Source organism: Labilibaculum sp. DW002 (genome assembly GCF_029029525.1).
GTDB classification, from domain to species: Bacteria; Bacteroidota; Bacteroidia; order Bacteroidales; family Marinifilaceae; genus Paralabilibaculum; species Paralabilibaculum antarcticum.
On the sequence record NZ_JAKJSC010000001.1, the window covers coordinates 2,187,116 to 2,214,112 of the forward strand.

The following is a 26,997-nucleotide window of genomic DNA, read 5'->3' on the forward strand; positions in this document are numbered from 1 at the left end:
ATTTACCATATGACATTTGAGGATATTTTAAAAAGCTTAAAAAAGAAAGAGTATGCTCCTGTTTATTTTTTAATGGGAGAAGAAAGCTTTTTTATCGATCAAATAACTGATTACATTATCGATAATGCTTTGCAGGAATCGGAAAGAGATTTTAATCAAACCATATTGTATGGAAAGGATACAGATATTGGCACCATTGTAACTACGGCAAGAAGATTTCCAATGATGGCTGAAAAGCAATTGGTGGTGATACGTGAAGCCCAAAACATCAAAAATATTGATCAGTTATCCTCTTACATTCAAAATCCGCTAAAATCGACTATTCTTGTCATTAATTACAAATATAAATCTTTAGATAAGCGAAAAAGCTTCACAAAAGAAGTTGCCAAGAATGGGATATTATTCGAATCAAAAAAGATTTACGAAAATCAAGTTCCTGATTGGATTAAAAATTACGCAAGCAAACAAGGCTATCAAATTGAATCGAAGGCTTGTTTTCTTCTTGCTGAATTTTTAGGTAACGATTTAAGTAAAATAAAAAATGCGCTCGATAAATTAACGATAAATATTACAGACGGGAAGACAATCTCTCCCAGTGACATTGAACGAAACATAGGGATCTCTAAAGATTTCAATAACTTTGAGTTACAAAATGCTTTGGGCAAAAAAGACATTTTTAAAGCCAATCAAATCATAAACTATTTTTCAACGAATGAAAAAAATAATCCAATGGTTGTAACCATTGCCTTATTACACTCGTATTTCTCAAAAGTTTTAAAGTATTATTTTATAAAAAATAAAACAAACGATAAAACGGTTGCATCAAGCTTGCGCATTAATCCGTATTTCGTTAAAGATTATAAACTAGCAGCTAGAAATTACAATCCTAAAAAGCTGGTTTCAATTATCGCAATGTTGCGTGAATATGATCTAAAATCGAAAGGAATTGGTGATGTTAGTTCGAAGCATGGAGATCTTTTAAAGGAATTAATTTTTAAAATTCTCCATTAATATGTAAATTAATAAATATTCAAAAATTAACTGTACGTAAATCCCAAATATGAGATTTAATCTACCCGTTTACCTGCTTTTAATCCTAATTACCTGTAGCTTCTCCGAAAGTTTTGGGCAATTAACAGAACGTCCTGTTGCTACGAACGATACCGTTTCTATTACAAATTATAGTGCAACAAATGAGGTTGTTTATATCGAAATTGATTTTCTAAGCAACGATAAATTTCCAGATATCGATCAATTGGAAACTTCGATCATTGGTCAATCGGACCAATTTGGGAAAGCACACCTAATTGAAAACAATACACTTATCATATTCTATCCATATGAATCTAGCTATGGGATAGATACGATAGCTTATCAAATTTGTAATGGAGATAACAATTGTGACAAGGGTTTAATTGTAGTAAATGTTTTGGATCCTAATCAGGTTGAACTTACCATACCATCTTCATTTACACCGAACAATGATGGTACAAACGATAATTTCTATATCAAGGGAATTGAGAATTATCCAGAAAATGAATTTATCGTATTCTCGCGTTGGGGAACGAAGGTATTCGAGAAAAGAAACTACTCTAATGATCAGGCTTGGGATGGTGGATACAACAAAGCTGGTGTAAAATTAGGTCCTGGGGATAAACTTCCTAAAGGAACCTATTTCTTTAAGCTGATTATTAAAGACAAAGAGTATGTAAAAAGTGGATACATTGTAATTAAGTACTAATGAATGAATTACAAACTTAAAAACTTTCTTCCTTTCGTATTAATTCTTTTGTGCTCCATGCAATTGCAAGCACAAGAAGACATACGCTTTTCAAATCATAAACACAATCGGCTTTTTTACAATCCTGCTTATGCGGGAAGTAGTCCTTTTATGGAAGCTGTTTTAGCCTATCGCAACCAATGGGTTGGTGTAGAAGGTTCTCCCGAAACAGCTATGCTCTCGTTTCAAGCTCCAATTAATTATACCAATTCTGGAATAGGAGCAATTGTCTATCGTAATAAATTTGGTATACAATCGGATATAGGTATTTTTGTAAATTACGCTTACCATTTACAAATAAACCATGATTCTAAACTTTCAATGGGACTTCAAGCCGGATTTGTTAACAAACAAATCAATTGGACCGAGTTAACTTTTTACGATCCAAACCCTAGCTCCCCAAATGATGAAATGATCCCAGATAATAATCTTTCAACTTGGGTACCTAATTTTGGTATTGGTTTTTATTATCATTCTCCTGATTATTATTTAAGCCTATCTATTCCGAGACTATTGGCAAATAATCAGCCTTCAACAGAGGGTATTTCAAATAATGTAGATTTCGATTCTAAATCTTTGTTCTATTATTTTGGCGCAGGAGTTAAACTACCAATAAGCTACGAAATAAATTTTGTTCCTTCCGTTTTGTACGTGGCATCACATAAAACATCGAACATAATCAGCTTTAATGCCAACTTTGAACACGATAGTGGTTTTTCTCTTGGAGCTGGATACAGAAGCGACAAAACTTGGGCAGGTATGTTGGGTTATCAAGTCAGTCAAAAACTTAGATTTTCATACTCATATGAAAAATCTTTCGGAAATTATGGCTCAAAAGGATATACAAATCATGAAATAATATTAAATTACAATCTATCATTACGTAAAAGCCAGATTACATCACCAAGATATTTCTAGTAATATGAATAGAAGTCAAATCTCACAATTTATATTCGTTTTCCTTTTTACTTTTGCAGGAGTACTTACTTCTTCTGCACAAAGCAATACAGAACAAAAAGGAGATCGCCTATACAATAACAAAGAATTTGCAGCCGCAATTCACTACTACGAAAAAGAATTAGAAAATTCGGATAATCTAGCGGTAAAACGAAAACTGGTTTATTGTTATTTAAAAACCCTCAAAGATACCAAAGCAAACTTTTTACTTGAAAACATAGTAGCTTCGCCAAATGTTGTTGCAGAAGATTATTTACTGTACGCAAATTTACTAAAGCGACTTCGAAATTACGAGAAGGCTAAGATTTGGTTTAAAAAATATGCAGAACTTAATCCTGATGATAAAAACATAGATAAGCTAATTCTTTCTTGTGATTTAATAAATGAATTAGAAGACAAGCAATTATACTCAACAGAATCGGTGTCGATTAATTCACCCCAAGCTGATTTTGCTTCCGCCTTTTATAAAAATGGACTTGTGTTTGTTTCCGGCAGAAAAAATCAAACCTCGAGGGAAATTGATGGAAGATCGGGTGAATATTATTTAGACATGTATTTTGCTGAAAAATCTGGAGATCGTTTTCTTCAACCAGAATCTTTTTCCGATGAGTTCAATACAAAATATCATGAAGGACCTGCATGTTTTAGTGCTAATGAAAAATTTATCTTCTTTACACGTAACAAAGGAAATTTAAACCTTGAAGGTAAATCGGAACTGAACCTGTATTCGGCAAGACACAACGGCAAAAAATGGGACAAGGCAGAGTTATTTCAATTCTCAGGTAAGAATTACTCTATGGCTCACCCAAGCATATCTCCTGATGGAAGAAATTTGTTTTTTATTTCGAATATGGATGGTGGCTACGGTGGAACCGATATATATGTCTGTAGAAAATTTGGCTTCGCATGGAGTCGACCAATTAATTGTGGCCCTTCGATAAATACCGATGGCAATGAAATGTTTCCTTTTATTGCAGAAGATGGTTATCTCTATTTTGCTTCCGATGGACACATTGGCTTTGGAGGATTGGATATTTTCAAATCTATTTTCGAACAAAATGAATGGACCTATCCTGTTAATTTAGGACCTCCATTTAATACTTCAAAAGATGATTTTGGATATCTTATTGGTAAAAATAAAGACATTGGTTATTTTTCTTCTAGCAGAAATGGCAGCGATGATATTTTTGAATTTAAGCAAAACCCAGACAAGATTCATAGCCTAAGTGGAAGATTAATTGCAAGTACAACCAAAGCAGGTTTAAAGGATGTAGAAGTTATATTAATGGAGAATTTATCGAAAGAAAAAACAACTCTTTCCGATGATAAAGGACTCTTCACCTTCGATATATTTAAAGGGAAAAATTACAGCTTAATTGTTACCAAACCTGGGTTTAAAACCAAGCGTATTCTTTATTTTGCTCAAGACGATGAAAATACTCCAAAGCAATTAAACATTTCAATGGATACTACTCAGTGGGTTAAATTTAATGGAAACATTATCGATCAATTCTCTGCACGAGCTGTTAAAGAAGCAAGCGTTCAAATAATTAATCAAACTTACCGAAGTAATTCAGTCAGTATTTCTGACGAATATGGTGATTTCGAGCAAGATATTGATCCAAGTAAAAGCTATGATATCATTATCCAAAAAGAAGGATATTTTACCAAAGTAATTAATAACTACAAGTACCAATCGGATAAATTTGAACAAATTGAATTGCAGAAATTCTCCACTAATCAAAACATGGAATTATATGCTGTAGAATTTGATCCAGGAGCATGGGAATTAAAGAAAAACACCATTCAGGAATTGAATAACCTAGCAGGCTTATTGAAGGTAAACCCACATATTTCTGTTGAAATAAATGGTTTTACAGATCAAGATAAAGGAAAGAAAGAAAATAAAATACTTTGCGAAAAAAGAGCTAAACTTGCAGCAGAGTATATCATTTCGAAGGGGATTACTGCAAATAGAGTACAATATAAATCTTCAGGATTTGATTCTGGACGATCTGCTCTTGTAGTAAAATTGATCGAGGCATTTTAAACACACAAGAATGACAATCATTATAATTGCAATAACTGTCTTAATTTCAATGGCAGCTTTTAACAAGGTTGATCTTTTATACAAATATCAGTTTAATGCTTATCAAGTATTAAAAAGGAATCAGTGGTATCGAATGCTAACCTATGGTTTTCTTCATGCCAATTGGGATCATCTGCTGGTTAATATGTTCGTACTATATTTTTTTGGTGATTCGTTGGAATATTATTTTTCGTATCATTTTGGGCAGCTGGGAGTATTGTATTTTATTCTGCTTTATATCGGAGCAATCATTTTCTCAACTCTCTACGATCTTAAAAAGCATCACGAACATTATCATTACAATGCTGTAGGAGCATCAGGAGCAACATCGGCAATCGTATTTGCAACGATCTTTTTTGCACCTTTACAGAGTATTTACTTCATGTTTTTCATTCCGATACCTGGAATTATTTTCGCCGCAGGTTACTTGTATTATTCGTATTACATGAGCAAGAAAAACATTGATAATATCGGACATAGTGCACATTTTTATGGTGCCCTTTTCGGATTTCTATTTCCGATCCTTATTAAACCCCAATTATTCTCCTTATTTTTGCAGCAGATTCTCAATTTTTAGAACATGCAAAAGGCCCTTTTCCTTGATCGAGATGGTGTTATCAACTCAGATGAAGGACATTACTACATTTACAAAACAGAAGATTTTAAAATTAATGAAGGAATCATTCCATCATTAAAAAAAATCACGCAAGCCGGTTATTTACTTTTTATTGTAACCAACCAAGGTGGTGTTGCGAAAGGAATTTATTCTGAACAAGACGTAAACAAGGTTCATGAATACCTACTTTCTATTTTGAAAAAAGAAGAAATTCAAATTGAAAAAATCTATTTCTGTCCTCATCACGAAAGTGTAAGTAAATGTTCCTGTAGAAAACCAAGTCCGTTTTTTATTGAGCAAGCCATTACTGATTTTAATATCAGTAAAGAACAATCGTATATGATTGGCGATAGCCCAAGAGATATTCAAGCTGCGGAAGCTGCAGGAATTAAAGGAATCAAAATTGATTCTAATGAAAATATCAGTGCTTATTGTGACCAGATTTTAAAAGGAGAAATATAGTAATGAGTACAATTCAAAACATTTGCTTCAACGGAAATATTTATCCAAAAAACGAATTGCTTTTCGGAGCCTCAAACCGTGCTTTTCGTTATGGTGATTCTCTTTTTGAAACCATTCATACCAATGGGACTGAAATACAATTTCTGTCGGAACATGTAGATCGCTTATGCAAGGGAATGGATGCCTTAGAGATGACTATTCCTGCCGATTTTAAGGAAAAACTTAAAACTGACATCACTTTTTTAATCAACAAAAATAAAGCTTTTGCAGGCAATCGAATTCGTTTAAGTGTCTTTCGTAACGATGGTGGTTTGTATACGCCAACCGACAACACCATTTCTTATTTAATTGAAAGTTCACCTCTTGAAAATGATCATTACCATTTAAATAAAAAAGGACTAAAAATTGGCATTTACACGGACATGAAAAAATCGTATAATTTTCTGTCTAGATTCAAAACAGGTAACTCTCTCCCATTTATTCTTGCTGGAAATTATCGTAAAAAAATGAAGTGGGATGAATGTATTCTTCTTAATGAAAAAGGAAATTTGGTGGAGAGTTTAAGTTCAAACCTATTTCTTGTTAGGAATGGAATTCTGCTTACCCCATCGATAGAGAGTGGTGGAATTTCTGGCATTATGAGAGAACAAATTATTGAATGTGCTTCTCAATTAAACATTACTGTTTTTGATGACTGTGATTTAACGACAGAAGATCTTTTAGAGGCAGATGAAATTTTTCTTACGAATGCTATATCGGGTATACAATGGGTTGTGGCATTTCAAGAAAGAAGGTATTTTAACAAGACTTCTAAAATATTAATCGAAACCTTAAACGAAAAAGCCTTTCAATTCTAACAAAGTATGCTAACTAATTTAATCCAGGATTTTCTGGAAAGTTAGACCACATTTTATAACGTCCGCCCATTTTTCGTAAAGATCGTTCCCATAGCTTTTCATTATTGCAATTCATTACATCTTTAACATCAAGCTGACTCACCAGCCATGAATTTTCTTTTATCTCATCTTCAAGCTGTCCTGCACTCCACCCGGAATAACCTGCAAAAAAACGAACCTGATGAACTTCTATTTTTTTTAAGCTGATTAACTCCTTCAGAATTGCAAAATCTCCTCCCCAATACAAATTATCATAAATATGTATGCTCTGAGGTATTAATTCCGGTATAGTATGTATGTAATAAACTCTATTAGTATCCACTGGGCCACCAATAAACACATCACCATCAAAATGAGCAATATTTATTAGCACCTCATTAACATTCAGATTAACTGGTTTATTCAATACAAAACCTACCGCTCCTTCATCCGAGAATTCAGTCAATAGAACTACCGATCGACTAAAATATCGACCTTCCAAAAATGGTTCCGCAATAAGCACCTTCCCCTTTCCAGGGATGATGTTATTATTTTCCATTCTAAAAAGGTCATCTGTTCCGTCCACGTTCTCACATTTTAGTTCCTATTTCCAAAGTAACCAATTTTACCGATTAAAAAAAGAAATATTATACTGACAGAAGGACTTTCTATCCATAAATCGATTAGCATAAAGATTGCAAAATTATTATATTAGAGCTGCCTAAAACTAACTTGTATGCCTAAAAACCACTTTTCCTCTCTACTTTTTATTGTATTTATTTTTCTGCCATTAATTAGTTTTTCATCCAACAATTCTAATCCTACTCTTCAAGTAGTACTCCCAAAAATTATTATTGCTGATATTCCCACTTCAATTGTTATTCCCATTGAAGGTAATACAGCAGATTTTATAGAGCAGGATAGCATTTGGCTTGATGTTAATAACATGCAAGTTTTGGCAGTAAAAGGCAATAAGCAATTTGAATTCGAATACATCTTTAAAACAAAAGAAAATGTAGCTTTCAAAATAGAGAATCGTTCTTTTTCAAAAGTTATTAATCCAATTCCACTATGGCTCTCCATACTTCCACCACTCATCGCCATTTTAATGGCACTCTTTTTTAAAGAAGTTTTTTCAGCCTTATTTATTGGCTTATTTTCAGGAACATTAATCATTTTCTCTTATCAAGAAGCATCAATATTCTCAGCTTTTTTTAAGGCTATTTTTGCGATATCCGACACGTATATTCTACAATCTCTTGCCGATTCTGGTCATATCTCAATCATCTTATTTTCGATGCTAATTGGTGCCATGGTTAATTTAATTACTAAAAATGGAGGAATGCAAGGTGTTGTAAATAAATTATCAAAATTTGCCAACAGCCGCAGATCAGGACAATTTGTAACTTGGTTTTTGGGGATTCTAATCTTTTTTGATGATTATGCTAACACTCTTGTGGTTGGAAATACCATGCGGCCTGTTACAGATCGATTAAAAGTTTCAAGAGAAAAATTAGCTTATATTGTTGATTCAACTGCAGCACCAGTTGCTTCTATTGCCATGATTACAACGTGGATTGGTATTGAATTGAGCTACATTCAATCGGCTACCGTGCAAATTAACATTGACGAAAGTCCATACAGCATTTTCTTGCATTCTTTACCAACTAGATTTTATCCTTTCTTTACGCTGTTTTTTATTTTAATGCTAATTCTTCTCAAGAAAGACTTTGGCCCGATGTTAAAAGCAGAGAAAAAATGCCGACAGCAATTAAAAATAGAGGAAGAGACAAATAAACCATCTGCAGAATTACAAGATATTGAAATTGACAAGAGCATTCCGACAAGGTGGTACAATGCAGGAATACCGGTTTTCATAGTAATCTTCGGAACTTTTGCAGGCTTGGTCTATACGGGCTGGGACACAACTATTTGGAATGATTCAAATCTCGCATTTAGCAAAAAACTATCACATATCATAGGTGCTTCAGATTCATACCTTGCTTTATTGTGGTCTTCTTTATCAGCCGTTTTAGCAGCAGTAGCTTTAAGTCTTGGACAAAGAATACTAACACTTAGCAAAGCAGTAGAAGCATTGGTTAGTGGCTTTAAAACCATGTTAACCGCAATTCTAATATTGGTATTGGCATGGGCACTTGCTGACATTACGAAAGATATGCACACAGCAGATTTTATTTCAAATACATTAATTGCAACTAATGTTTCTCCTTATCTGCTGCCATCCTTAACATTTATACTCTCCGCACTCATAGCTTTTTCTACGGGATCATCTTGGGGAACGATGGCAATTTTATATCCACTTATTCTTCCAGCTTCTTGGGCACTCTGTCACTCAGCAGGAATGAATAACCTCGAAAGTATGGATATTTTCTACATCACTGTTTCAGCTATCCTTGCAGGTTCTGTATTGGGCGATCATTGTTCTCCTATCTCGGACACAACAATACTAAGTTCTTTGGCAAGTTCGTGCAATCATATAGAACATGTTAGAACCCAATTGCCATATGCCTTAACCGTTGGAAGTATCGCCATTTTCGCAGGATTACTTCCTGCCGCCTATGGCGTATCATCGTGGATCTTAATTCCATTAGGTTTTATTCTACTATTCCTCATCGTGAAGTTCTTTGGAAAAAAACATGAAGAATAAAAAAGGCGTATCTGGGGAAGATACACCTAAAAACCTTTATATCGATTTGTTTATTATCTATTCGATAACGTACCACTAACCACAATGTATCAAATCAATACTTACTAAAAAGCTTATATCTTAAAGACAACATTAAAGTGAAAAAGGTGACTCTCGAAGCTCTATTTTTTCGTTTTTAACATCTTTTAACAGTCTGTTTAATTTTACTTAAACCTGTTTGATTTAAAAAAAAGAAGCCATCTCTTTCGAGATGGCCGTAACTCCTGTATATTTTGGAGCCCTTTAGAATTGATTTGTCAGTAGAATTACCACATTGCATCTAACAATCACTAACTAAAAATATTCAAGATTCTCCCCTATAGATCCTCTTGAATAGTAACAAGACAGCTTAAAGCTGTTTTAGGATGAATGTAAATTAATTTAATTCACATTTTATGTAAGTCTAGTAATGTTCCCTAACGACGTTGTTCTTTTTTAATTGTTGCATTGGCTCAAAAAAAATTAAGAAAAAGAAGTCATCTCTTTCGAGATGACTATAACTCCTATATATTTTGGAGCCCTTTAGAATTTAAAGGTTAGTTGAACCACCAAATACAACTAACAATTACAACTAAAAGTTCGAGTATCTCCCCTACAGATTCTCTCGAACAGGACTATAACAGGTGGAATTAAAAAAAGGGTGACAAGGCTCTAAACTTATTTCTCTTTTTAACATCTCTTAACAAACAAGGCCGAATCTAAAAAAGATTCGGCCTCAAGTTTTATAGGAATGCTGTTTTTTTAACTTTTATAAATCGATGAATATTTCTGAGGATCAGCCTCTCTCATAATATCATAAATAATTTCGAAAACATCTTCTGCATTTGGATTCGAGAAATAATCACCATCGGTTCCGTAAGCTGGTCTGTGATCTTTGGCAGTTATGGTTCTGGGTTCTGCATCAAGATGGAAGTATGCCTTCTGTTCTTCAAGAACCTTTTGCATCATAAATGCCGTTGCTCCACCAGGCACATCTTCATCGAAGAAAATAACACGATTGGTTTTCTTAACAGATTCAACAATCATATGGTTGACATCGAATGGGAGAAGTGTTTGTACATCGATAAGTTCGACAGAAATATGAAACTCCTTCAGTTGTTTAACGGCATCCTCAGCAATTTTTACACATGAGCCATAAGTTACCAAGGTAATGTCATTACCTTCCTTTAAAACTTCTGGAATACCAAGAGGTGTTTTGAACTCTGCTAAGTTATCAGGCATTTTTTCTTTAAGACGATAGCCATTTAATGGTTCGATTACTAAAGCAGGTTCATCAGCCTCCATTAGTGTATTGTAAAGACCAGCAGCTTTAGTCATATTACGCGGTACACAAATATGAATTCCTCGAATGGAATTGATCACCATACTTAGTGGAGATCCGGAATGCCAGATGCCTTCAAGTCGATGTCCTCTTGTACGAATAATGACAGGCGCTTTTTGTCCCCCCTTTGTTCTGTACTGAAGCGTTGCTAAATCATCACTCATGGTTTGCAAAGCATACAAAAGATAGTCGAAATATTGGATTTCAGCAATTGGACGAAGGCCTCGCATGGCTAATCCAATTCCTTGACCTAAAATTGTAGCTTCACGAATACCCGTGTCGGCAACTCGTAATTCACCGTACTTTTCTTGCATACCTTCTAAACTTTGGTTTACACCACCAATAAAACCAGTGTCTTCACCAAAAGTTAATAATAAAGGGTATTTACTAAAAAGTTGATCGAAGTTATCTCTTAATACTTCTCTTCCATTTACTGTTTTTGAATCAGCAGAATAAACAGGAGCACAAGCTTTAATATTTTGAACTTTTAAAGCCGTTTCACTGTATAGGTGACTGCTATATCGTTCTTCATTTTCTTTCAATGAATTCTTTAACCATTCTTGCAATCCAGATTTAAGAGGCTTAAAACTTTCACACGAACTACAAATAAATCTTAAAATTTTCTTCGCTGCCGTAAAATTATCCTTCCTTACCGGATTAATAATCTTTTTAAGATCATTTACAATCTTATCTATGCGCTCTGTCTTCTTACAATCACAGCCTGCATTTTTAACCAATTCGATCAATTCATCTCGTTCGATTTTAATCGGATCAGCAAAAGATTTCCATGCTGCTTTTCTTGCATTTTTAACCTCAACGACGGTAGCTTCTTCAATTTCTCTCAAGGTATTTTCATCTGCCAACTCCATTGAAACAATCCATTCTGCCATCTTCTTAATTGGATCGAATTCCTTTTCCCAGTCAAGACGTTCCTGCGTTTTATAACGCTCATGAGATCCCGAAGTAGAATGCCCTAATGGCTGTGTCATTTCAGTAACATGAAACAAAACTGGGACATGATTATTTCTACAGAGTTCTACCCCTTCAGTATACATCTTACAAAGTTCCGGATAGTCCCAACCTTTTGCCTTGTAAATATGGTAACCATCGCCATTTTCATCAATTTCAAACCCCTTAAGGATTTCAGAGATGTTAGATTTGGTCGTTTGGTATTTATTAGGAACCGATATTCCCCATCCGTCATCCCAAACACTCATGGCCATGGGTACTTTTAATACACCAGCAGCATTAATTGTTTCCCAAAAATGCCCTTCTGATGTACTTGAATCACCAATGGTGCCAAAAGCAACTTCGTTACCTTTATCAGAGAACTCTGAAAAGCTGTGTAATTCCTTATTTTGGCGGAATAGTTTAGAAGCATAAGCTAAACCCAAAAGACGTGGCATTTGTCCGGCTGTCGGCGAGATATCTGCCGAAGAGTTTTTCTGTTCCGTTAAGTTTTTCCACGTTCCATCTTCGTTTAAGCTTCTTGATGCATAATGATTGTTCATCAATCGGCCACCATTACCTGGATTTTTGTCGAGTTGAGTTTCCCCATATAGTTGAGCAAAAAATTCTTCCGGAGTGAGCATGCCTGATGCAAGCATAAATGTTTGATCACGATAATAGCCTGATCGCCAATCGCCATTTTTGAAGCTTTTGGCCATAGCAATTTGGGCAAGTTCTTTACCATCACCAAATATTCCAAATTTTGCTTTTCCTGTAAGAACTTCTTTACGTCCTAATAAACTTAGTTGACGACTTATATTTGCAATTCGGAAATCTTCAAGAACCTCTGAAGTAAAATCGTCGAAAGACAGATTTTTATCTTTTGTTCCCTTATTTTCTTTTACCATTTCTGACATATTATTGTGTATTATTTAGTCTGTAAAGCTTTTCCCCCTTACTCTACAAGCTAAAATATGTTGGTGTGAGTGTTTAACAAAATATTCTCATTTAATTTAAGATCAAATTTAGTAAGAATAATTCTAAATAAGAAGTCATTCCACAAGTATTTAAAGACCTTTAAATCTTCATTTGTTTGGAAGAACAATCCCTAATGAATATCTTTGCATTTAATTATTCTTCATCAATTCATTTCTTGTTTATAATCTTTCTAGACTCTCTATTAAGACATTAACGAATTTTGGATTGATAGGAAGAAGAGCTAGGAATGGAGTTTAAAATACTCCATACTATAATGACAAACTAAAAATTACACAAATAATGCTTACAGTTTTACTTTTAACCGCTGTTTTACTTGCTATCGGATTTGTAGGATTTGCGATTACCATTCTAATTAAAAAGAATGGTAAATTCCCAGAATTACACATCGGAAAAAATAAACATTTGCAAGAAAAAGGAATTGGTTGTGCTACATCGCAAGATAAAATGGAACAAGCGAAAGCTAAAAAATCTCACCAATTTAAACAGTATACTCTATTGGAGAAGGAATTAAATTCTTTATAAATCGAATTTAGATTTTTTAACAGGATAATTAAAACCTAGTACATAAACTCTCGTATTCTTAGATAAGTACATTTAAAAACGAAACAGAATGGCAGTATTCATAAAAATTTTGCTTTTATCTTTATTCCTGCTGTTAATTGCTTTTTTAGGACTTGGAATAAAACTATTATTCGATAAAAATGCCAAATTTACTGGTGGTGGTTGCAGTTCATGCGGATGCACAGATCCCGAAGAGGAGAATTGCGAAATAAAATAAGGTATTTGGTTATCGGTTTTTTGACTTCTGTTGTTTGTATTATTTCATAACAACTACATTTTTTTTCCGAGCTTCGGAAATCAGAAAACCGATAACTTTTTAATTCATAAAAAAGAGGATTTAATCTACTTAACGATTAAATCCTTTATTTTTTCACTTCTATAAGTCTTGTAATTCCCTACCGAATCGGTGTAAATAAAATAAGCTTCTAATAAAGAATCATTTTCTACTATTGCAATACTTTCTTCTAATCCCATTACCATAAAACTGGTTGCATAAGCATCTGCCGACATGCAATCAGGCGCAACAACGGTAGCTGAAAGTAGACTATGCTGCACTGGGTAGCCAATACGAGGATCAATTGTGTGAGCATATTTTTTACCATCTTTAATATAAAATTGACGGTAATTTCCAGAAGTTGCTAAAGCACTATTTTCTAACTGAATTACATCTTGAATTTCACGTGACATGGTTGATGGATCATCAATTGGTTTGTCAATGCCAACCCTCCAAATTCTTCCTTTGTTGTTTTTCCCTTTGGCTCTAATCTCTCCTCCGATTTCAACCATATAATTCATTATCTCTTTTGACTCCAAAAAATCAGCAACAACATCAACTCCATATCCTTTTGCAATGGCACTGGCATCAAACATGATTCTAGGATCGCTTTTAATCACTTTTCCAGCTTCCAATTGGACTTTTGTATATCCAACTACTTCCAATAAACTATCAACAGGAATCATCTCAGGATCTAGCTTATTTTTAAAACCAAAGCCCCAAGCATTTACCAAAGGCGCAACAGTCATATCAAAAGCTCCATTTGTTACTTTCGATATCTCATCTGCCCTTTTCATCACCTTAAGAAAGTATTCATCCAGCACAACTGTAGAATCATTGTTGTTCACTTTAGAAATAACCGAATGTGGCTTATAGGTCGATAAGGAAAGATCAAATTCAACCATCTTAGCTATGATTTCATCATGCAAGTTAGCATCATTTGAATACTCGTAAACAATGTGATAAAATGTCCCAAATATTGGCCCTTCGTCGAAATAGTATTCCTTGCTATTATTTTGACAAGATGTAAATACCACAATAGCAATTAACAGGACAAAATTGAATCTTATTCTCATGACATTAGACTAATTATATTAAAAAATATTCAGTTGGGCAAATGTAAGCAAGCTTATAAAAACAAAAAAGCCTCGGGAAATCCGAGGCTTTAAAATATTTATGATCCGAAATCGTCAAATTCAACCATTTCGTCTGGTACACCTAAATCATACAGCATGTTTGTAACAGCTGAATTCATCATTGGAGGTCCACAAAGGTAATATTCAATATCCTCTGGCTCATCATGATTAGTCAGATAGTTATCGTAGATCACCTGATGGATAAATCCGGTAGGTCCTTCCCAGTTATCTTCTGGCTGTGGCTCAGAAAGAGCTAAGTGCCACTCGAAGTTAGGGAAATCAGCTGCAATAGCATCAAACTGATCAGCGTAGAATACTTCTTTTAATGAACGAGCACCATACCAGAAAGTAGCCTTACGACCTGTTTTCACGGTATGGAACAAGTGGAAGATATGAGAACGCATTGGAGCCATACCAGCACCACCACCAATAAACATCATTTCGTTATTCGTCTCTTTGATGAAGAACTCACCATAAGGACCTGAAACAGTCACTTTATCACCTGGCTTACGCGAGAAGATAAATGAAGAACAGATACCTGGGTTAACATTCATCCAGCCACCGTTTACACGATCGAATGGAGGCGTTGCAATACGAATATTAAGCATTACAATGTTACCTTCAGCAGGGTGGTTAGCCATAGAATAAGCACGATATGTTGGTTCCGGGTTTTTCATCTTAAGATCAAACATCTTAAACTGTTCCCATTCGCCACGATACTCTTCTTCAATATCCATGTCCTTAAAATCAACATCGATTTTAGGTACGTCAATTTGAATATATCCACCTGATTTGAAATCAAGAATTTCACCTTCAGGTAATTTCACAACGAATTCTTTAATAAAGGTCGCTACGTTACCGTTTGAAACCACTTCACAATCCCATTTCTGAATACCTAAGATTTCTTGAGGTATTGACATGCTCATGTCTTCTTTTACTTTTACCTGACAAGCTAAGCGCCAGTTGTTCTGCGCTTCCTTACGAGTAAAATAATCAACTTCAGTTGGAAGAATGCTACCTGCTCCGTCAAGTACCTGACATTTACACATTGCACATGTTCCACCGCCACCACAAGCTGATGGTAAGAAGATTTTTGCAGCACCCAAAGTGCCTAAAAGGGTACTCCCTGGCTCTACAACCAATTGTTGATCGCCATCGTTAATATCAATCGTTACTTCTCCTGATGGAGTTAGTTTCTTCTTCGCAAATAAAAGTATAGAAACTAGAATCAGGGTCACAAGTAAAAAGACAGCTATACTTATGGAAATAACAGTTCCCTGTGTTGTTAATAATATCATCTCTAGTTCGATTAATTTTTTAAAACTAAATTTTACTGTTTTTTATCAGCTTAGAGTTTAATACCCATGAAGCTCATAAAGGCAATTCCCATTAATCCTGTTACAATAAAAGTAATACCAAGACCTCTTAGAGGAGCTGGAATGTTAGAGTAACGGATTTTTTCGCGAATAGCTGCAATACCAACAATTGCTAATAACCAACCAATACCTGATCCAAGACCAAATGAAGTTGCTTCTGCCAAAGTTGAATAACCTCTTTCTTGCATAAAAAGAGATCCACCCAAAATTGCACAGTTTACAGCAATAAGTGGTAAGAAAATACCTAGAGATGAGTAAAGTGCCGGAGCAAATTTCTCAACAATCATTTCAACCAATTGTACCATTGAGGCAATAACCGCAATAAACATGATGAAACTTAAGAAACTTAAGTCAACATCAGCCATTGAAGCGTCAATCCATACAAGTGCACCTTCAGCCAAAATATATTTGTTTAGCAAGTAGTTCATAGGAACTGTAATTCCTAATACGAAGATTACAGCTAAACCTAGTCCCATAGAAGTTTTTACAGTTTTAGAAACTGCAAGGTATGAACACATTCCAAAGAAGAATGCGAACACCATGTTGTCGATAAAAATCGACTTGATAAATATATTAATCAGATTTTCCATGTTTCGATTTATCTTTAAAATTAGTTCTCAATAAGAGATTTATCACGAGATCTTTGTACCCAGATAATGATACCTACAACAACCAATGCCATTGGAGGAAGGATCATTAAACCGTTGTTTTCGTATCCCATATCGTAAAATGCCTGAGGAATAATCTGGAAACCATAAAGAGTTCCAGACCCTAACAATTCACGGAAGAAAGCTACGATTACAAGAATGATACCGTATCCGGCCGCATTGCCAATACCATCAAGAAAAGCTGGCCAAGGTTTGTTACCAAGAGCAAACGCCTCAAGACGTCCCATGATAATACAGTTGGTGATAATAAGACCTACAAATACTGAAAGTTGTTTACTTACTTCGTAAGCAAAAGCTTTAAGGATTTGATCTACAAGAATTACCAATGCAGCAACAATTACCAGTTGAACAATGATACGAATTCGTGAAGGGATAGTATTTCTAAGTAACGAAACTATAACATTAGCTAGCGCCAATACGGCCATAACAGAAATTGTTAAGACAACAGCTGGCTCCAATTTTGCAGTTACTGCTAAGGCCGAACAGATACCCAGTACCTGAATCGTAATCGGATTATCGGTTCCCAACGGATTGGTAAGCAATTTTCGATTCTTAGCTGAGAATAATGGTTCTTTATCGCTCATCTTTTGCTTATTTTGAAGATTTTAAAAACTTTTCATAACTGCCAAGGCTTTTTAGAAGCATATCTTCTAAACCTTTTGAAGTAACAGTACCACCAGATACAGCATCAAATGCGTGTGGATTAGTCGAAGCTGTTCCCTTTGCTAATTTTAGTGAAGTAAACATTCCAGCTTGATTAAAAATCTGTTTTCCAGTGAAAGGAGCAAGGAAATCTGCGTTAGCAATTTCAGCACCTAAACCTGGCGTTTCACCTTGGTGGTCGAATGTTGCACCGTAAATAGTTTTACGATCAGATTCCATTGAGATAAACCCCCAAATAGGACCCCACATTCCTTTTCCACGAACAGGAATAATTAGTTTTTCGCCAACACCTTCTTTATTGAAAACAAAAACAGGAAGATCTCTTTTTGAAAGTTCTCTCTTGTTCTCTTTTTTCAAATCTACTTTAAAAGTCTCGACTTTATCATTTGATTTCACTTCGCCTTCTGAGTCTACGATAATTGCTTTTACGATGTATTTGTCGTAAAGCTCAACCGCATTTGCAGGAGTCGAAGCAACATTCACAGCTTTTAGAATGTTTTGCTTTTTCTCAACTTCTTTATTCATGTTTTGACGCTCTTTCAATGACAATGATGTAAAAGAAAGTACAGCCGCAACCACAACTACCATAATGGCAGCATAAAGAAATGTATATGTATTGCTTTGAGTATTCATTTTCTAAACGTTTTTTTAATTAAGCATTTACCTTAACACGTTTCAATCTTCTCTTGACGTTACCTTGAATCACATAATGATCGATAAGTGGAGCAAAGGTATTCATCAATAGAATTGCTAACATCATAGCCTCTGGGAAACCTGCGTTCATAACACGAATCAAAACAGCTAGGAAACCGATAAGGAAACCGTAAATGATTTTTCCGCGAGCTGTTTGAGCAGCAGATACAGGATCAGTTGCCATAAACACAGCACCAAAAGCAAAACCACCCATAATAAGGTGTTGCCATGCAGGAATCAACTCCATGTAAGCATTAGCACCTACTAAGTTGAAAATAGCACCCATTGTGTAACCACCGACAAATACGGAAGCCATAATTTTCCAGCTACCAATTCCTGAAGCAATTAGAATAACAGCTCCAATTAGAATAGCGATAGTTGAAGTTTCTCCAATAGATCCCGGGATTAAACCAACAAACATATCCCAAGAGTTACTTAAATGCTGTTCAATTATAGACGTAGCTGCACCTGAACCTCCTTCAAAATCTGCTAAACTAGCAGCATGCGCTAAAGGTGTAGCTCCTGAGAAGCTATCCGCTTTATCAGCAATCCAAACAATATCACCCGACATTTTTGATGGGTATGCGAAGAAGAAGAAGGCACGAGCTACAAGAGCTGGATTCCAAATGTTCATTCCGGTTCCACCAAATACCTCTTTACCAATAACCACAGCAAAAGCAGTAGATACAGCAACCATCCAAAGTGGTGCTCCAACTGGCATAATAAGAGGAATAAGCATACCTGAAACAAGGAAGCCTTCGTTTACCTGGTGACCACGCATTTGTGCAAAGGCAAATTCAATACCCAAACCAACCACGTATGAAACAACGATAATAGGTAGGATTTCGATTAAACCATAAATGCAGATATCCATGAACTCAGCTGTTTGGCCAAGAGAAAGGAAATGCTGGTAACCTGTGTTATAAATTCCGAACAATAAAGCTGGAATCAAAGCCAATACAACAACCGACATGGTACGCTTCAAATCGATAGCATCTTTAATGTGGGTTCCACTATGGGACGTTATATTAGGGACGTATAGGAAAGTCTCAAAAGCCTCAAATGAGGACTGCAACTTTGCAAACTTCCCACCCTTTTGAAATAAGGGTTTCTTTTTATCAAGAAATTTTCTTAGTGCTTTCATTATAAATAGTTTTCCGTTTTATTCTTAGCTCATTTCTTTAACCATCAGATCAATTCCCTGACGAACTAAGTCTTGTACATTAATTTTAGAAGTACAAACAAATTCGCACAAAGCAAGATCCTCAGGAGCTACTTCGTAGATACCCAATTGTTCCATTTGGTCAATATCTTCAACCATAATAGATTTGATCAATTGTAACGGAAGTACATCCATTGGTAATACTTTATCGTATTCTCCAGTCATTACGAAAGCACGGTGCTCACCATGAAGGTTCGCATCTAAGCGGTATTCTTTATTTGGAGTTAACCAAGAGAAGAATGTTTTAGACATAGAGAATTTCTTCAAGCCAGGAAGTGCCCAACCTAAGAATTCATACTCGTCACCTTCAGGAATAACAGTAATTTGAGAATCGTAGAATCCAAGGAAACCATCTTCAGGAATTTGAGTCCCTGTAAGAACATTACCAGAGATAACACGGATCTTATCGTCATCTTTAAGCTGAGCTTTAAGAATATTACGAACAGAACCACCTAATATAGTAGAGTAGTATGCAGGATTCTTAACTTCTGAACCGGTAAGAGCAACTTTACGACTTACATCGTAGGTTCCGTTTTGGAATAGTCTACCAATGAATAGAATTTCTTGCGGACGAATAACCCAAACAACATCACCCTTATTAATAGGGCTAAGCTCATGAATCTGAACACCAACATTTCCCGCAGGGTGAATTCCAGTAAACTGGTTTACCACTACATTCTTAGCATCAGAAAATGTTTTGCTTTGGTTGATATTAGGATTGATATTTAAATGAACCTTACCATCGGTAAGTTTTGCTAAAGCATCCAAACCTGCCTGAAATGCTTCTGCTTCGCCTTCTAATAGAAAATCAATATCAGCAGCCAATGGTGCTGTATCGAAAGCAGAAACGAAAATAGCTTTTGGAGTATCCTGAGGCTTAGCAATTACATCATAAGGTCGTTGACGTACATATGCCCAAAGACCACTCTTCAACATTTCCTCCTTCACTTCCTCTCGCGAAAGACTATTTGGGTCAGCCTTTTTAAACTCCTGGTACTGTATCGCAGCATCTGCTTGAATTACTACTTCAAGAATTTTTCTTCTTTCGCCACGATTCACGGCAACAACCTTACCACTAACCGGAGAGGTAAAATTAATTTCAGGACGATACTTGTCGAAGAATAAAGCAGAACCTGCTTTTACTTCAGTATCAACCTTTACTTTTAATTTTGGTGTAAGTCCAGGGAAATCGGTAGGTTTAATTGCAAATGTCTCAGAACGATCAGCCTTTTCAAGTACTTTTTCAGCCTTTCCTATCAGCTTAATATCTAAGCCTTTTTTGATCTTTTTAACTTCAGACATGTTAAACTATTTGATATGATTAATTTCGTCAAAAATAACTAATTTAATCGCTAATTCACAATCTTAATGAATTGAGTATTTATGTTATAAAGTTACATTAACACATCATTATTAAGTTTGTAAAAAATTCGAACACAAATATATAAAGCAATTTTGTATTTTTGAAGTCCTTTGGTTTATTTTTAACCAGTATATATACATATTCATATGCCTAAAAATTTCGTTATTTCTATAATTATTGTATTCATTAGCTTTTCGAAGCTTTTAATGGCTTCAGATATTGACTCAGAATTAGTCTATAGCAATGAAATTAGGAAGACTAGCATTCATACTGTTCAAATGTATCCTCTCGACTGGGAACTAACAGAGCCAATAATTGAGCTCAATGGAGATAATCAGCTCCTTTTTTCCTTTGATGAGATTGAAGAAAATATTCAAGATTACTCTTATAGAATTATTCATTGCACTTCAAATTGGCTCGATTCTCGTCTAAGTGAATTCGATTTCATCGATGGTTTTACTGAAAATCAGATAAAAGACTACGAACATTCTTTCAATACCAACATCGATTTTGTTCATTATACTTTACGTATACCGAATGATGATATTCAATTGAAACTTTCTGGAAATTACGTTCTTGAAGTTTATGAAGATTTTGATCCTGAAAAAGTAATCATACGCCAACGCTTTATGCTATTGGACTCTAAAGTTGAGGTCCAAGGGAAAGTAAAACATCCAATTTCAATTGACCAAAGAGAAACACACCAAGAAGTCGATTTTAGCATATTACATCCTAATTTTAGAATTGATAATCCACACTCCGACTTAAATGTGATTTTAACACAAAACAATAGATTAGATGGAAGTCAAAAAAATTTAAAACCGATTTTCATTCGTAAAAATGAATTGGTTTTTGATTACGAGATGGAAAATGTCTTTGCTGGAGGAAATGAATTTCGAAATTTTGATTTAAAAAGTCTACGCTACCAAACAAGATACATTAGAGAAATTGTTAGTGAAAAAGGACAAACAAACGTTTTGCTAACACCAGGAAATAATCGCCATTTTAAGCAATACATTTACGAACAAGATATTAATGGTCGATTTTTAATTGATGTACAGGAAAGAGATGAACCTGCAACCGAAGCTGATTACTGCATGGTAACTTTCTGGCTGCCTTTTGACAATGAAATTACACATGGTGACTTATATGTTTATGGTGATTTTTGCAATTGGATGTGTAACGATAAGACAAAAATGGAATACGACTACGAGACTGGATCTTACCGAAAAACCATTTTCTTAAAACAAGGATATTACAACTATCAATTTGCCTTACTCGAACATGGAAAAACAGAACCAGACCTAAGCTATATTGAAGGTAGTCACTGGGAGACAGAAAATAATTACGTGATCTACATCTATTATCATGACATCGCTTTAAACTACGACATGCTAATTGGATACAAAAACATTAATTCTACTGCTACGTTTTAAATTCCAACTCATTTCTAAACAGCTTTGCTTCATATGTTATAAAAGCAGTTTCATCTAAAAAAAAAAGAATACTTTTGACTCCGAAATAAAGAGAATTACTATCTTGTTTTCTCTTAATTTAAATATTTATCATATGAATCCTGTTACAAACAAAGGTCTACAAAGATCAGATTTGCAGGTGTTCAGCCGATGGAGCCGTAAAGGCTATGCTGCATTTGCCAGCATGAATAAGGAAATTAAAATTTCCAATATCAACAGCAGTTATAATCTGTTGGTTCCATCATCTGAATGCGGCTTTTCTGGCTTTTGCTATGTACCCTTAAACAGCAGGGATAAGAATGAGACTGATGAAATAGAAGCCTTGTGCTTCGAACTCATGCAGGCACTTGTTTTGAATAATCAAAGCACTTGCAAAACCAGTCAGATTGAACCTCATCAACAAACAGAAAAGGTTCTTTCTTTTTATTCCAATTCCCACAATTTTAAAAATTAAAAAAGAACCTAAGTTATGACTGATATTAGAAACAACTGGACCCACAATGAGGTCAAAGAAATTTATGACTTACCCTTGTTAGACTTGGTAAACCGTGCTTCTAACATACACCGTAAATATCACGATTCATCTAAGATGAATATGAATACGCTGATTTCTGTTCGTACAGGAGCTTGTTCTCAGGATTGTAAATATTGTGCGCAATCAGCTCGATACAATACGCATGTAAAACCAGAGAAACTAAGCTTAGAGCAAGTGCTCGAAGATGCGAAAGTTGCTAAGGAGAATGGTGTAAAACGTGTTTGTTTAAGTTCGGCTGGTCGTGATGGAAATCGTGACGATCGTTTTAACGAAATGGCTGAAATGATTACTGAGGTGAAAAAACTTGGACTGGAGGTTTGTTGTACCATGGGTATGATTAATAAAGACAAAGCGAAGAAACTTGCTGGCCTGGGTATCACAGCTGTTAATCACAATTTGGATACATCAGAACGTCATTACCCAAATATTACAACTACGAGAACTTATGCTGAGAGATTGGAAACTTTAGCTAATCTGCAAGAAGCGGGTATTTCGTATTGTTCTGGCGGTATACTTGGAATGGGAGAGGATGACGAGGATCGTATTGAGATGCTACGTACACTATCAAATCAAGAACAACACCCTTATAATGTACCTTTAAATTCTTTAGTTCCTGTTGAGGGAACACCATTTTACGGAAAAGATGTAATTGATATTTTCGAGATGGTTCGTGCTGTAGCAACGGCTAGGATTTTGATGCCTAAAGCCGTAATTGCATTTGCAGCCGGACGTACTCACTATAGCAAAGAAGGACAAGCCCTTTGTTTTATGGCTGGTGCAAACTCAATTTTCTTTGGAAATAAGCTACTTACTGTAGAAAATATGACTGTAAACGAGGATCAGCATTTATTGGATACAATAGGTATGGTTCCAACTCGTTATCATGAATTGACAACATTAGAAGAGTAAAATACATTAATATCATTATAGCGCAAAGGGGTATACTAATGTATATCCCTTTTTATTTTCCCATCCTTTTTTCGTAAGTTCATTGGCTCATTAACCCAGCACAACTCCATTATGAACCCGAAAACTAAAACCATCTCTCTAGGGGAATCCCTTATACCTATTATTCTCTTAATAATTCTGCTTAGTATAAATGCCATTATTTTTGGTGATGGAGCCATTGAAGGTGCCAACCAATTTTCCCTTTTAATTGCAGCAGCTTTTGGAGGCATAATCGCATTACGATATCATAAAACGTGGGATGATCTTCAAAAGGGGATTGTTAAAAGTATTGGCACCGCCATGCCTTCCATGCTCATCTTACTATTGATTGGTTCTTTAGCTGGTACTTGGATGATTAGTGGCGTTGTTCCTGCAATGATCTATTACGGATTGGAATTTCTGAACCCGAAGCTTTTCCTTATGCTTTCAGTAATTATATGTGCTATTGTTTCGGTGGTATCTGGAAGCTCATGGTCAACCATTGCAACCATTGGAGTGGCTTTATTAGGAGTTGGCAATGCCATGGAATATAATAATGCTTTGGTTGCAGGTGCCATTATATCGGGCGCTTACTTTGGCGATAAGGTTTCCCCTTTATCCGATACAACAAATTTGGCTCCTGCAATGGCAGGTGTAGACTTGTTTGTACACATTCGGTACATGATGTACACAACCATTCCTTCAATTATAATTACCCTCATCATTTTTTTAGCAATTGGTTTTACCAAACAAGGGGAAATTAATCCAGAAAGTATTAGAGAGGTACAAGTGGCCATTAAAGATACCTTTACAATAACTCCCTGGCTATTTTTAGTTCCGATCTTACTTTTTTTAATCATCAGTAAAAAGGTTCCTGCTTTACCAGCGATATTTGCAGGCACTTTAATTGGAGGCGTTTTTGCGATTATATTTCAACCTCAAATCATACAGCAAATCTCAGGAAATGAATCCTACATACAAGCATGTTATCATACGGTAATGCAATCTATTTTTACGGATGTAAGTGTACCTGTTCAAAATGAAAACATTCAAGATTTACTATCTACTGGTGGGATGGCAGGAATGCTAAACACCATTTGGTTGATTCTTACTGCCATGGTTTTTAGTGGAATTCTGGAAACTGCAGGTATTTTACACAAAATTACTGAAACCATGTTAAAAGCAGTTAGCTCTACAGGATCTTTAGTTACCACAACGGTTGCTAGTTGCGGATTCCTAAACCTTACCGCTTCTGACCAATACATTTCGATTGTTGTTACAGGTAGAATGTTTTCAGAAACGTATAAAGATCAAAATTTAAAACCTGAAGTATTGAGTCGTACATTAGAAGATGCAGGAACAGTAACTTCTGTTTTGGTTCCATGGAATACATGCGGTGCTGCGCAGGCAGGTGCACTTGGAGTGGCAACGGTGGCGTTCGCACCATTTTGCTTTTTCAACATCATTAGCCCAATAATGACCATCTTAATGGCTTACTTCGATATTAAAATTAGAAAGCTTACTGATACAAGTGAAAAATCATCATAAGTTCAAAATTAATCAATAATTAAGAAAGCTGTGTAATTCTTAACCTGTTTGATTTTACGGCTTTTTTGCAAGCATGATAATACTCATAAATCAGTAATTGCTTTTTTTTTACATTTGTTCAGATTGAAAAGAAAAGACAAAAAAATAACCCTTAAACCAAATTATCATGCCAAAAGGTATATACAACATTCCGGCTGTAACTAACGAGCCAATTTTTTCTTATGCTCCAGGTTCTCCTGAAAGAGCAGAATTACAAGCTACTATTAAGAAAATGCGTTCTGAAGAGATCGATGTACCTATGTATATTGGTGGTGAAGAGGTTCGTACAGGTAAATTATTTACCATGACACCTCCACACGATCATCAGCATGTATTAGGGCATTATCATTTAGGAGAGAAGAAGCATATCCAAATGGCTATTGATGCTGCTTTGGCTGCTAAACCAGCTTGGGAGGCTCTAGGGTGGGAGCATCGTGCTTCTATTTTCTTGAAAGCTGCTGAGTTAATTTCCGGACCATACCGTCAGAAACTAAATGCTGCAACAATGTTGGGACAGTCGAAAAATGCATTCCAGGCGGAGATTGATTCTGCTTGTGAGATTGCTGACTTCTTGCGTTTCAACGTACAATATATGACTGATATTTACAAGCAACAGCCTGTATCTTCAAAAGGAATTTGGAATCGCGTTGAGCAACGTCCATTGGAAGGATTCGTATTTGCTTTGACTCCATTTAACTTTACTGCAATTGCTGGTAACTTGCCAACAGCTCCAGCAATGATGGGTAACTGTATTGTTTGGAAGCCATCTAAAACGGCTGTATATTCAGCTCAGGTTCTTATGGAAGTATTCCAGAAAGCTGGTGTACCTGCTGGTGTTATCAACTTGGTATATGTATCAGGTCCTGCTGCTTCAGAAGTATTATTCTCTTCTCCTGATTTCGCAGGTATTCACTTTACCGGATCGACTGGTGTATTTCAGGATATCTGGAAGAATATAGGTGAGAACATTCACATGTTCAAATCGTACCCACGTATCGTAGGTGAAACAGGAGGTAAGGACTATATCTTTATGCACCCAACAGGAAGTTGTAAAGAAGTTGCTACAGGTATTACTCGTGGTGCTTTCGAGTATCAAGGACAAAAATGTTCTGCTGCTTCACGTGCATTCATTCCTGCAAGCAAGTATGATGAGGTAATGGCATATGTTAAGGAAGATCTTGCAAAAATCAAGATGGGTGGAACTGAAGACTTCACAAATTTTGTGAATGCTGTAATTGATGAGACTTCTTTCGATAAGTTAGCTCAATCAATCGATGAGGCTAAGGCTTCTCCAGATGCTGAGATTGTAGCAGGTGGTACTTACGACAAGTCTGTAGGTTACTTTGTTGCTCCAACTATTATTAGAGCTCTTAAGCATGACTATATTACAATGGAAGAAGAGCTATTCGGCCCTATCTTGACTATTTACGTATACGATGATAACAAAGTAGATGAGACATTAGATATCCTTGATAAAGGTTCAATGTACGCTCTAACAGGTGCAATTTTCGCTGACTGTCGTTACGAGATTGAGAAATTAGTTAAGCGTTTAACACATACTGCAGGTAACTTCTATATCAACGACAAGCCAACTGGTGCAGTTGTTGGACAGCAGCCATTCGGTGGTGGTAGAGGTTCTGGAACTAACGATAAAGCAGGTTCTATGATTAACCTATTACGTTGGGTTTCTCCACGTACAATTAAGGAAACTTTTGTGCCAGCTACAGATTATATGTACCCTAACTTCTTAGAAGACTAATATA

At 35.4% G+C, this 26,997-nt stretch carries 24 protein-coding genes; 15 read left to right on the forward strand and 9 right to left on the reverse strand.

Annotated elements, in window-relative coordinates:
• Window positions 1–9 precede the first annotated feature (9 nt).
• From holA to L3049_RS08435, 7 genes are read left to right on the forward strand one after another with little or no spacing between them, the layout of a single operon-like run.
• Window positions 10–1,011 carry a DNA polymerase III subunit delta gene (gene holA, locus L3049_RS08405; RefSeq protein ID WP_275109360.1) on the forward strand — a complete coding sequence of 334 codons (1,002 nt, stop codon included), beginning with the start codon at window positions 10–12 and terminating at the stop codon, window positions 1,009–1,011.
• A gap of 49 nt (window positions 1,012–1,060) precedes the next feature.
• Window positions 1,061–1,741, forward strand: coding sequence for a T9SS type B sorting domain-containing protein (locus tag L3049_RS08410; RefSeq protein ID WP_275109361.1), 681 nt, complete (start codon window positions 1,061–1,063; stop codon window positions 1,739–1,741).
• Window positions 1,742–1,744: 3 nt separating this feature from the next.
• Window positions 1,745–2,698: a PorP/SprF family type IX secretion system membrane protein gene (locus L3049_RS08415; RefSeq protein ID WP_275109362.1), complete on the forward strand. Its 954-nt coding sequence runs from the start codon at window positions 1,745–1,747 to the stop codon at window positions 2,696–2,698.
• 4 nt (window positions 2,699–2,702) lie between these two features.
• Window positions 2,703–4,787 carry an OmpA family protein gene (locus L3049_RS08420; protein ID WP_275109363.1) on the forward strand — a complete coding sequence of 695 codons (2,085 nt, stop codon included), beginning with the start codon at window positions 2,703–2,705 and terminating at the stop codon, window positions 4,785–4,787.
• Between the two features lie 10 nt (window positions 4,788–4,797).
• Window positions 4,798–5,403, forward strand: a complete 606-nt coding sequence (locus L3049_RS08425) for a rhomboid family intramembrane serine protease (protein ID WP_275109364.1) — start codon at window positions 4,798–4,800, stop codon at window positions 5,401–5,403.
• A 3-nt stretch (window positions 5,404–5,406) separates the two neighbouring features.
• Entirely contained in the window at window positions 5,407–5,904 is a 498-nt protein-coding gene (locus tag L3049_RS08430; RefSeq protein WP_275109365.1) for a D-glycero-alpha-D-manno-heptose-1,7-bisphosphate 7-phosphatase, read from the forward strand.
• 2 nt (window positions 5,905–5,906) lie between these two features.
• Complete coding sequence (locus tag L3049_RS08435) at window positions 5,907–6,761, forward strand: aminotransferase class IV (protein ID WP_275109366.1); 855 nt, start codon at window positions 5,907–5,909, stop codon at window positions 6,759–6,761.
• A gap of 13 nt (window positions 6,762–6,774) precedes the next feature.
• On the opposite strand, the gene L3049_RS08440 is transcribed toward L3049_RS08435, so the two are convergent.
• Entirely contained in the window at window positions 6,775–7,365 is a 591-nt protein-coding gene (locus tag L3049_RS08440; protein WP_275109367.1) for a YqgE/AlgH family protein, read from the reverse strand.
• Between the two features lie 150 nt (window positions 7,366–7,515).
• Between L3049_RS08440 and L3049_RS08445 the strand changes: the two genes are divergently transcribed.
• Window positions 7,516–9,447 (forward strand): Na+/H+ antiporter NhaC family protein, encoded by a 1,932-nt coding sequence (locus L3049_RS08445; RefSeq protein WP_275109368.1) that lies wholly within the window; start codon window positions 7,516–7,518, stop codon window positions 9,445–9,447.
• Between the two features lie 780 nt (window positions 9,448–10,227).
• On the opposite strand, the gene L3049_RS08450 is transcribed toward L3049_RS08445, so the two are convergent.
• Window positions 10,228–12,672 carry an alpha-ketoacid dehydrogenase subunit alpha/beta gene (locus L3049_RS08450; RefSeq protein WP_275109369.1) on the reverse strand — a complete coding sequence of 815 codons (2,445 nt, stop codon included), beginning with the start codon at window positions 12,670–12,672 and terminating at the stop codon, window positions 10,228–10,230.
• Between the two features lie 361 nt (window positions 12,673–13,033).
• Between L3049_RS08450 and L3049_RS08455 the strand changes: the two genes are divergently transcribed.
• Both L3049_RS08455 and L3049_RS08460 read left to right on the forward strand, forming a co-directional pair.
• Window positions 13,034–13,276 (forward strand): hypothetical protein, encoded by a 243-nt coding sequence (locus tag L3049_RS08455; protein ID WP_275109370.1) that lies wholly within the window; start codon window positions 13,034–13,036, stop codon window positions 13,274–13,276.
• 88 nt (window positions 13,277–13,364) lie between these two features.
• A complete protein-coding gene (locus L3049_RS08460; RefSeq protein WP_275109371.1) occupies window positions 13,365–13,532 on the forward strand; it encodes a hypothetical protein in 168 nt (55 codons plus the stop codon).
• A 125-nt stretch (window positions 13,533–13,657) separates the two neighbouring features.
• On the opposite strand, the gene L3049_RS08465 is transcribed toward L3049_RS08460, so the two are convergent.
• The 7 genes from L3049_RS08465 to L3049_RS08495 form a co-directional block, all read right to left on the reverse strand.
• Window positions 13,658–14,665 (reverse strand): FAD:protein FMN transferase, encoded by a 1,008-nt coding sequence (locus L3049_RS08465; RefSeq protein WP_275109372.1) that lies wholly within the window; start codon window positions 14,663–14,665, stop codon window positions 13,658–13,660.
• Between the two features lie 98 nt (window positions 14,666–14,763).
• Window positions 14,764–16,023 carry an NADH:ubiquinone reductase (Na(+)-transporting) subunit F gene (nqrF, locus tag L3049_RS08470; RefSeq protein ID WP_275109373.1) on the reverse strand — a complete coding sequence of 420 codons (1,260 nt, stop codon included), beginning with the start codon at window positions 16,021–16,023 and terminating at the stop codon, window positions 14,764–14,766.
• A gap of 50 nt (window positions 16,024–16,073) precedes the next feature.
• On the reverse strand, window positions 16,074–16,691 hold the full coding sequence (gene nqrE / locus L3049_RS08475) for an NADH:ubiquinone reductase (Na(+)-transporting) subunit E (RefSeq protein ID WP_275109374.1): 618 nt from the start codon (window positions 16,689–16,691) through the stop codon (window positions 16,074–16,076).
• A 20-nt stretch (window positions 16,692–16,711) separates the two neighbouring features.
• A complete protein-coding gene (locus tag L3049_RS08480; RefSeq protein WP_275109375.1) occupies window positions 16,712–17,353 on the reverse strand; it encodes an NADH:ubiquinone reductase (Na(+)-transporting) subunit D in 642 nt (213 codons plus the stop codon).
• Between the two features lie 7 nt (window positions 17,354–17,360).
• Complete coding sequence (gene nqrC, locus L3049_RS08485) at window positions 17,361–18,065, reverse strand: NADH:ubiquinone reductase (Na(+)-transporting) subunit C (RefSeq protein ID WP_275109376.1); 705 nt, start codon at window positions 18,063–18,065, stop codon at window positions 17,361–17,363.
• A 19-nt stretch (window positions 18,066–18,084) separates the two neighbouring features.
• Complete coding sequence (locus tag L3049_RS08490; protein WP_275109377.1) at window positions 18,085–19,269, reverse strand: NADH:ubiquinone reductase (Na(+)-transporting) subunit B; 1,185 nt, start codon at window positions 19,267–19,269, stop codon at window positions 18,085–18,087.
• A gap of 24 nt (window positions 19,270–19,293) precedes the next feature.
• Window positions 19,294–20,649, reverse strand: coding sequence for a Na(+)-translocating NADH-quinone reductase subunit A (locus L3049_RS08495; RefSeq protein WP_275109378.1), 1,356 nt, complete (start codon window positions 20,647–20,649; stop codon window positions 19,294–19,296).
• Between the two features lie 207 nt (window positions 20,650–20,856).
• On the opposite strand from L3049_RS08495, the gene L3049_RS08500 reads away from it, so the two are divergent.
• The 5 genes from L3049_RS08500 (at window position 20,857) to pruA (ending at window position 26,993) form a co-directional block, all read left to right on the forward strand.
• Complete coding sequence (locus tag L3049_RS08500) at window positions 20,857–22,146, forward strand: type IX secretion system plug protein (protein WP_275109379.1); 1,290 nt, start codon at window positions 20,857–20,859, stop codon at window positions 22,144–22,146.
• 133 nt (window positions 22,147–22,279) lie between these two features.
• Entirely contained in the window at window positions 22,280–22,639 is a 360-nt protein-coding gene (locus L3049_RS08505; RefSeq protein WP_275109380.1) for a hypothetical protein, read from the forward strand.
• 15 nt (window positions 22,640–22,654) lie between these two features.
• Entirely contained in the window at window positions 22,655–23,629 is a 975-nt protein-coding gene (gene bioB, locus L3049_RS08510; protein ID WP_275109381.1) for a biotin synthase BioB, read from the forward strand.
• A gap of 111 nt (window positions 23,630–23,740) precedes the next feature.
• Entirely contained in the window at window positions 23,741–25,195 is a 1,455-nt protein-coding gene (nhaC, locus tag L3049_RS08515) for a Na+/H+ antiporter NhaC (protein WP_275109382.1), read from the forward strand.
• Between the two features lie 166 nt (window positions 25,196–25,361).
• Window positions 25,362–26,993: an L-glutamate gamma-semialdehyde dehydrogenase gene (gene pruA, locus L3049_RS08520; protein WP_275109383.1), complete on the forward strand. Its 1,632-nt coding sequence runs from the start codon at window positions 25,362–25,364 to the stop codon at window positions 26,991–26,993.
• The last annotated feature ends 4 nt before the right edge of the window (window positions 26,994–26,997 follow it).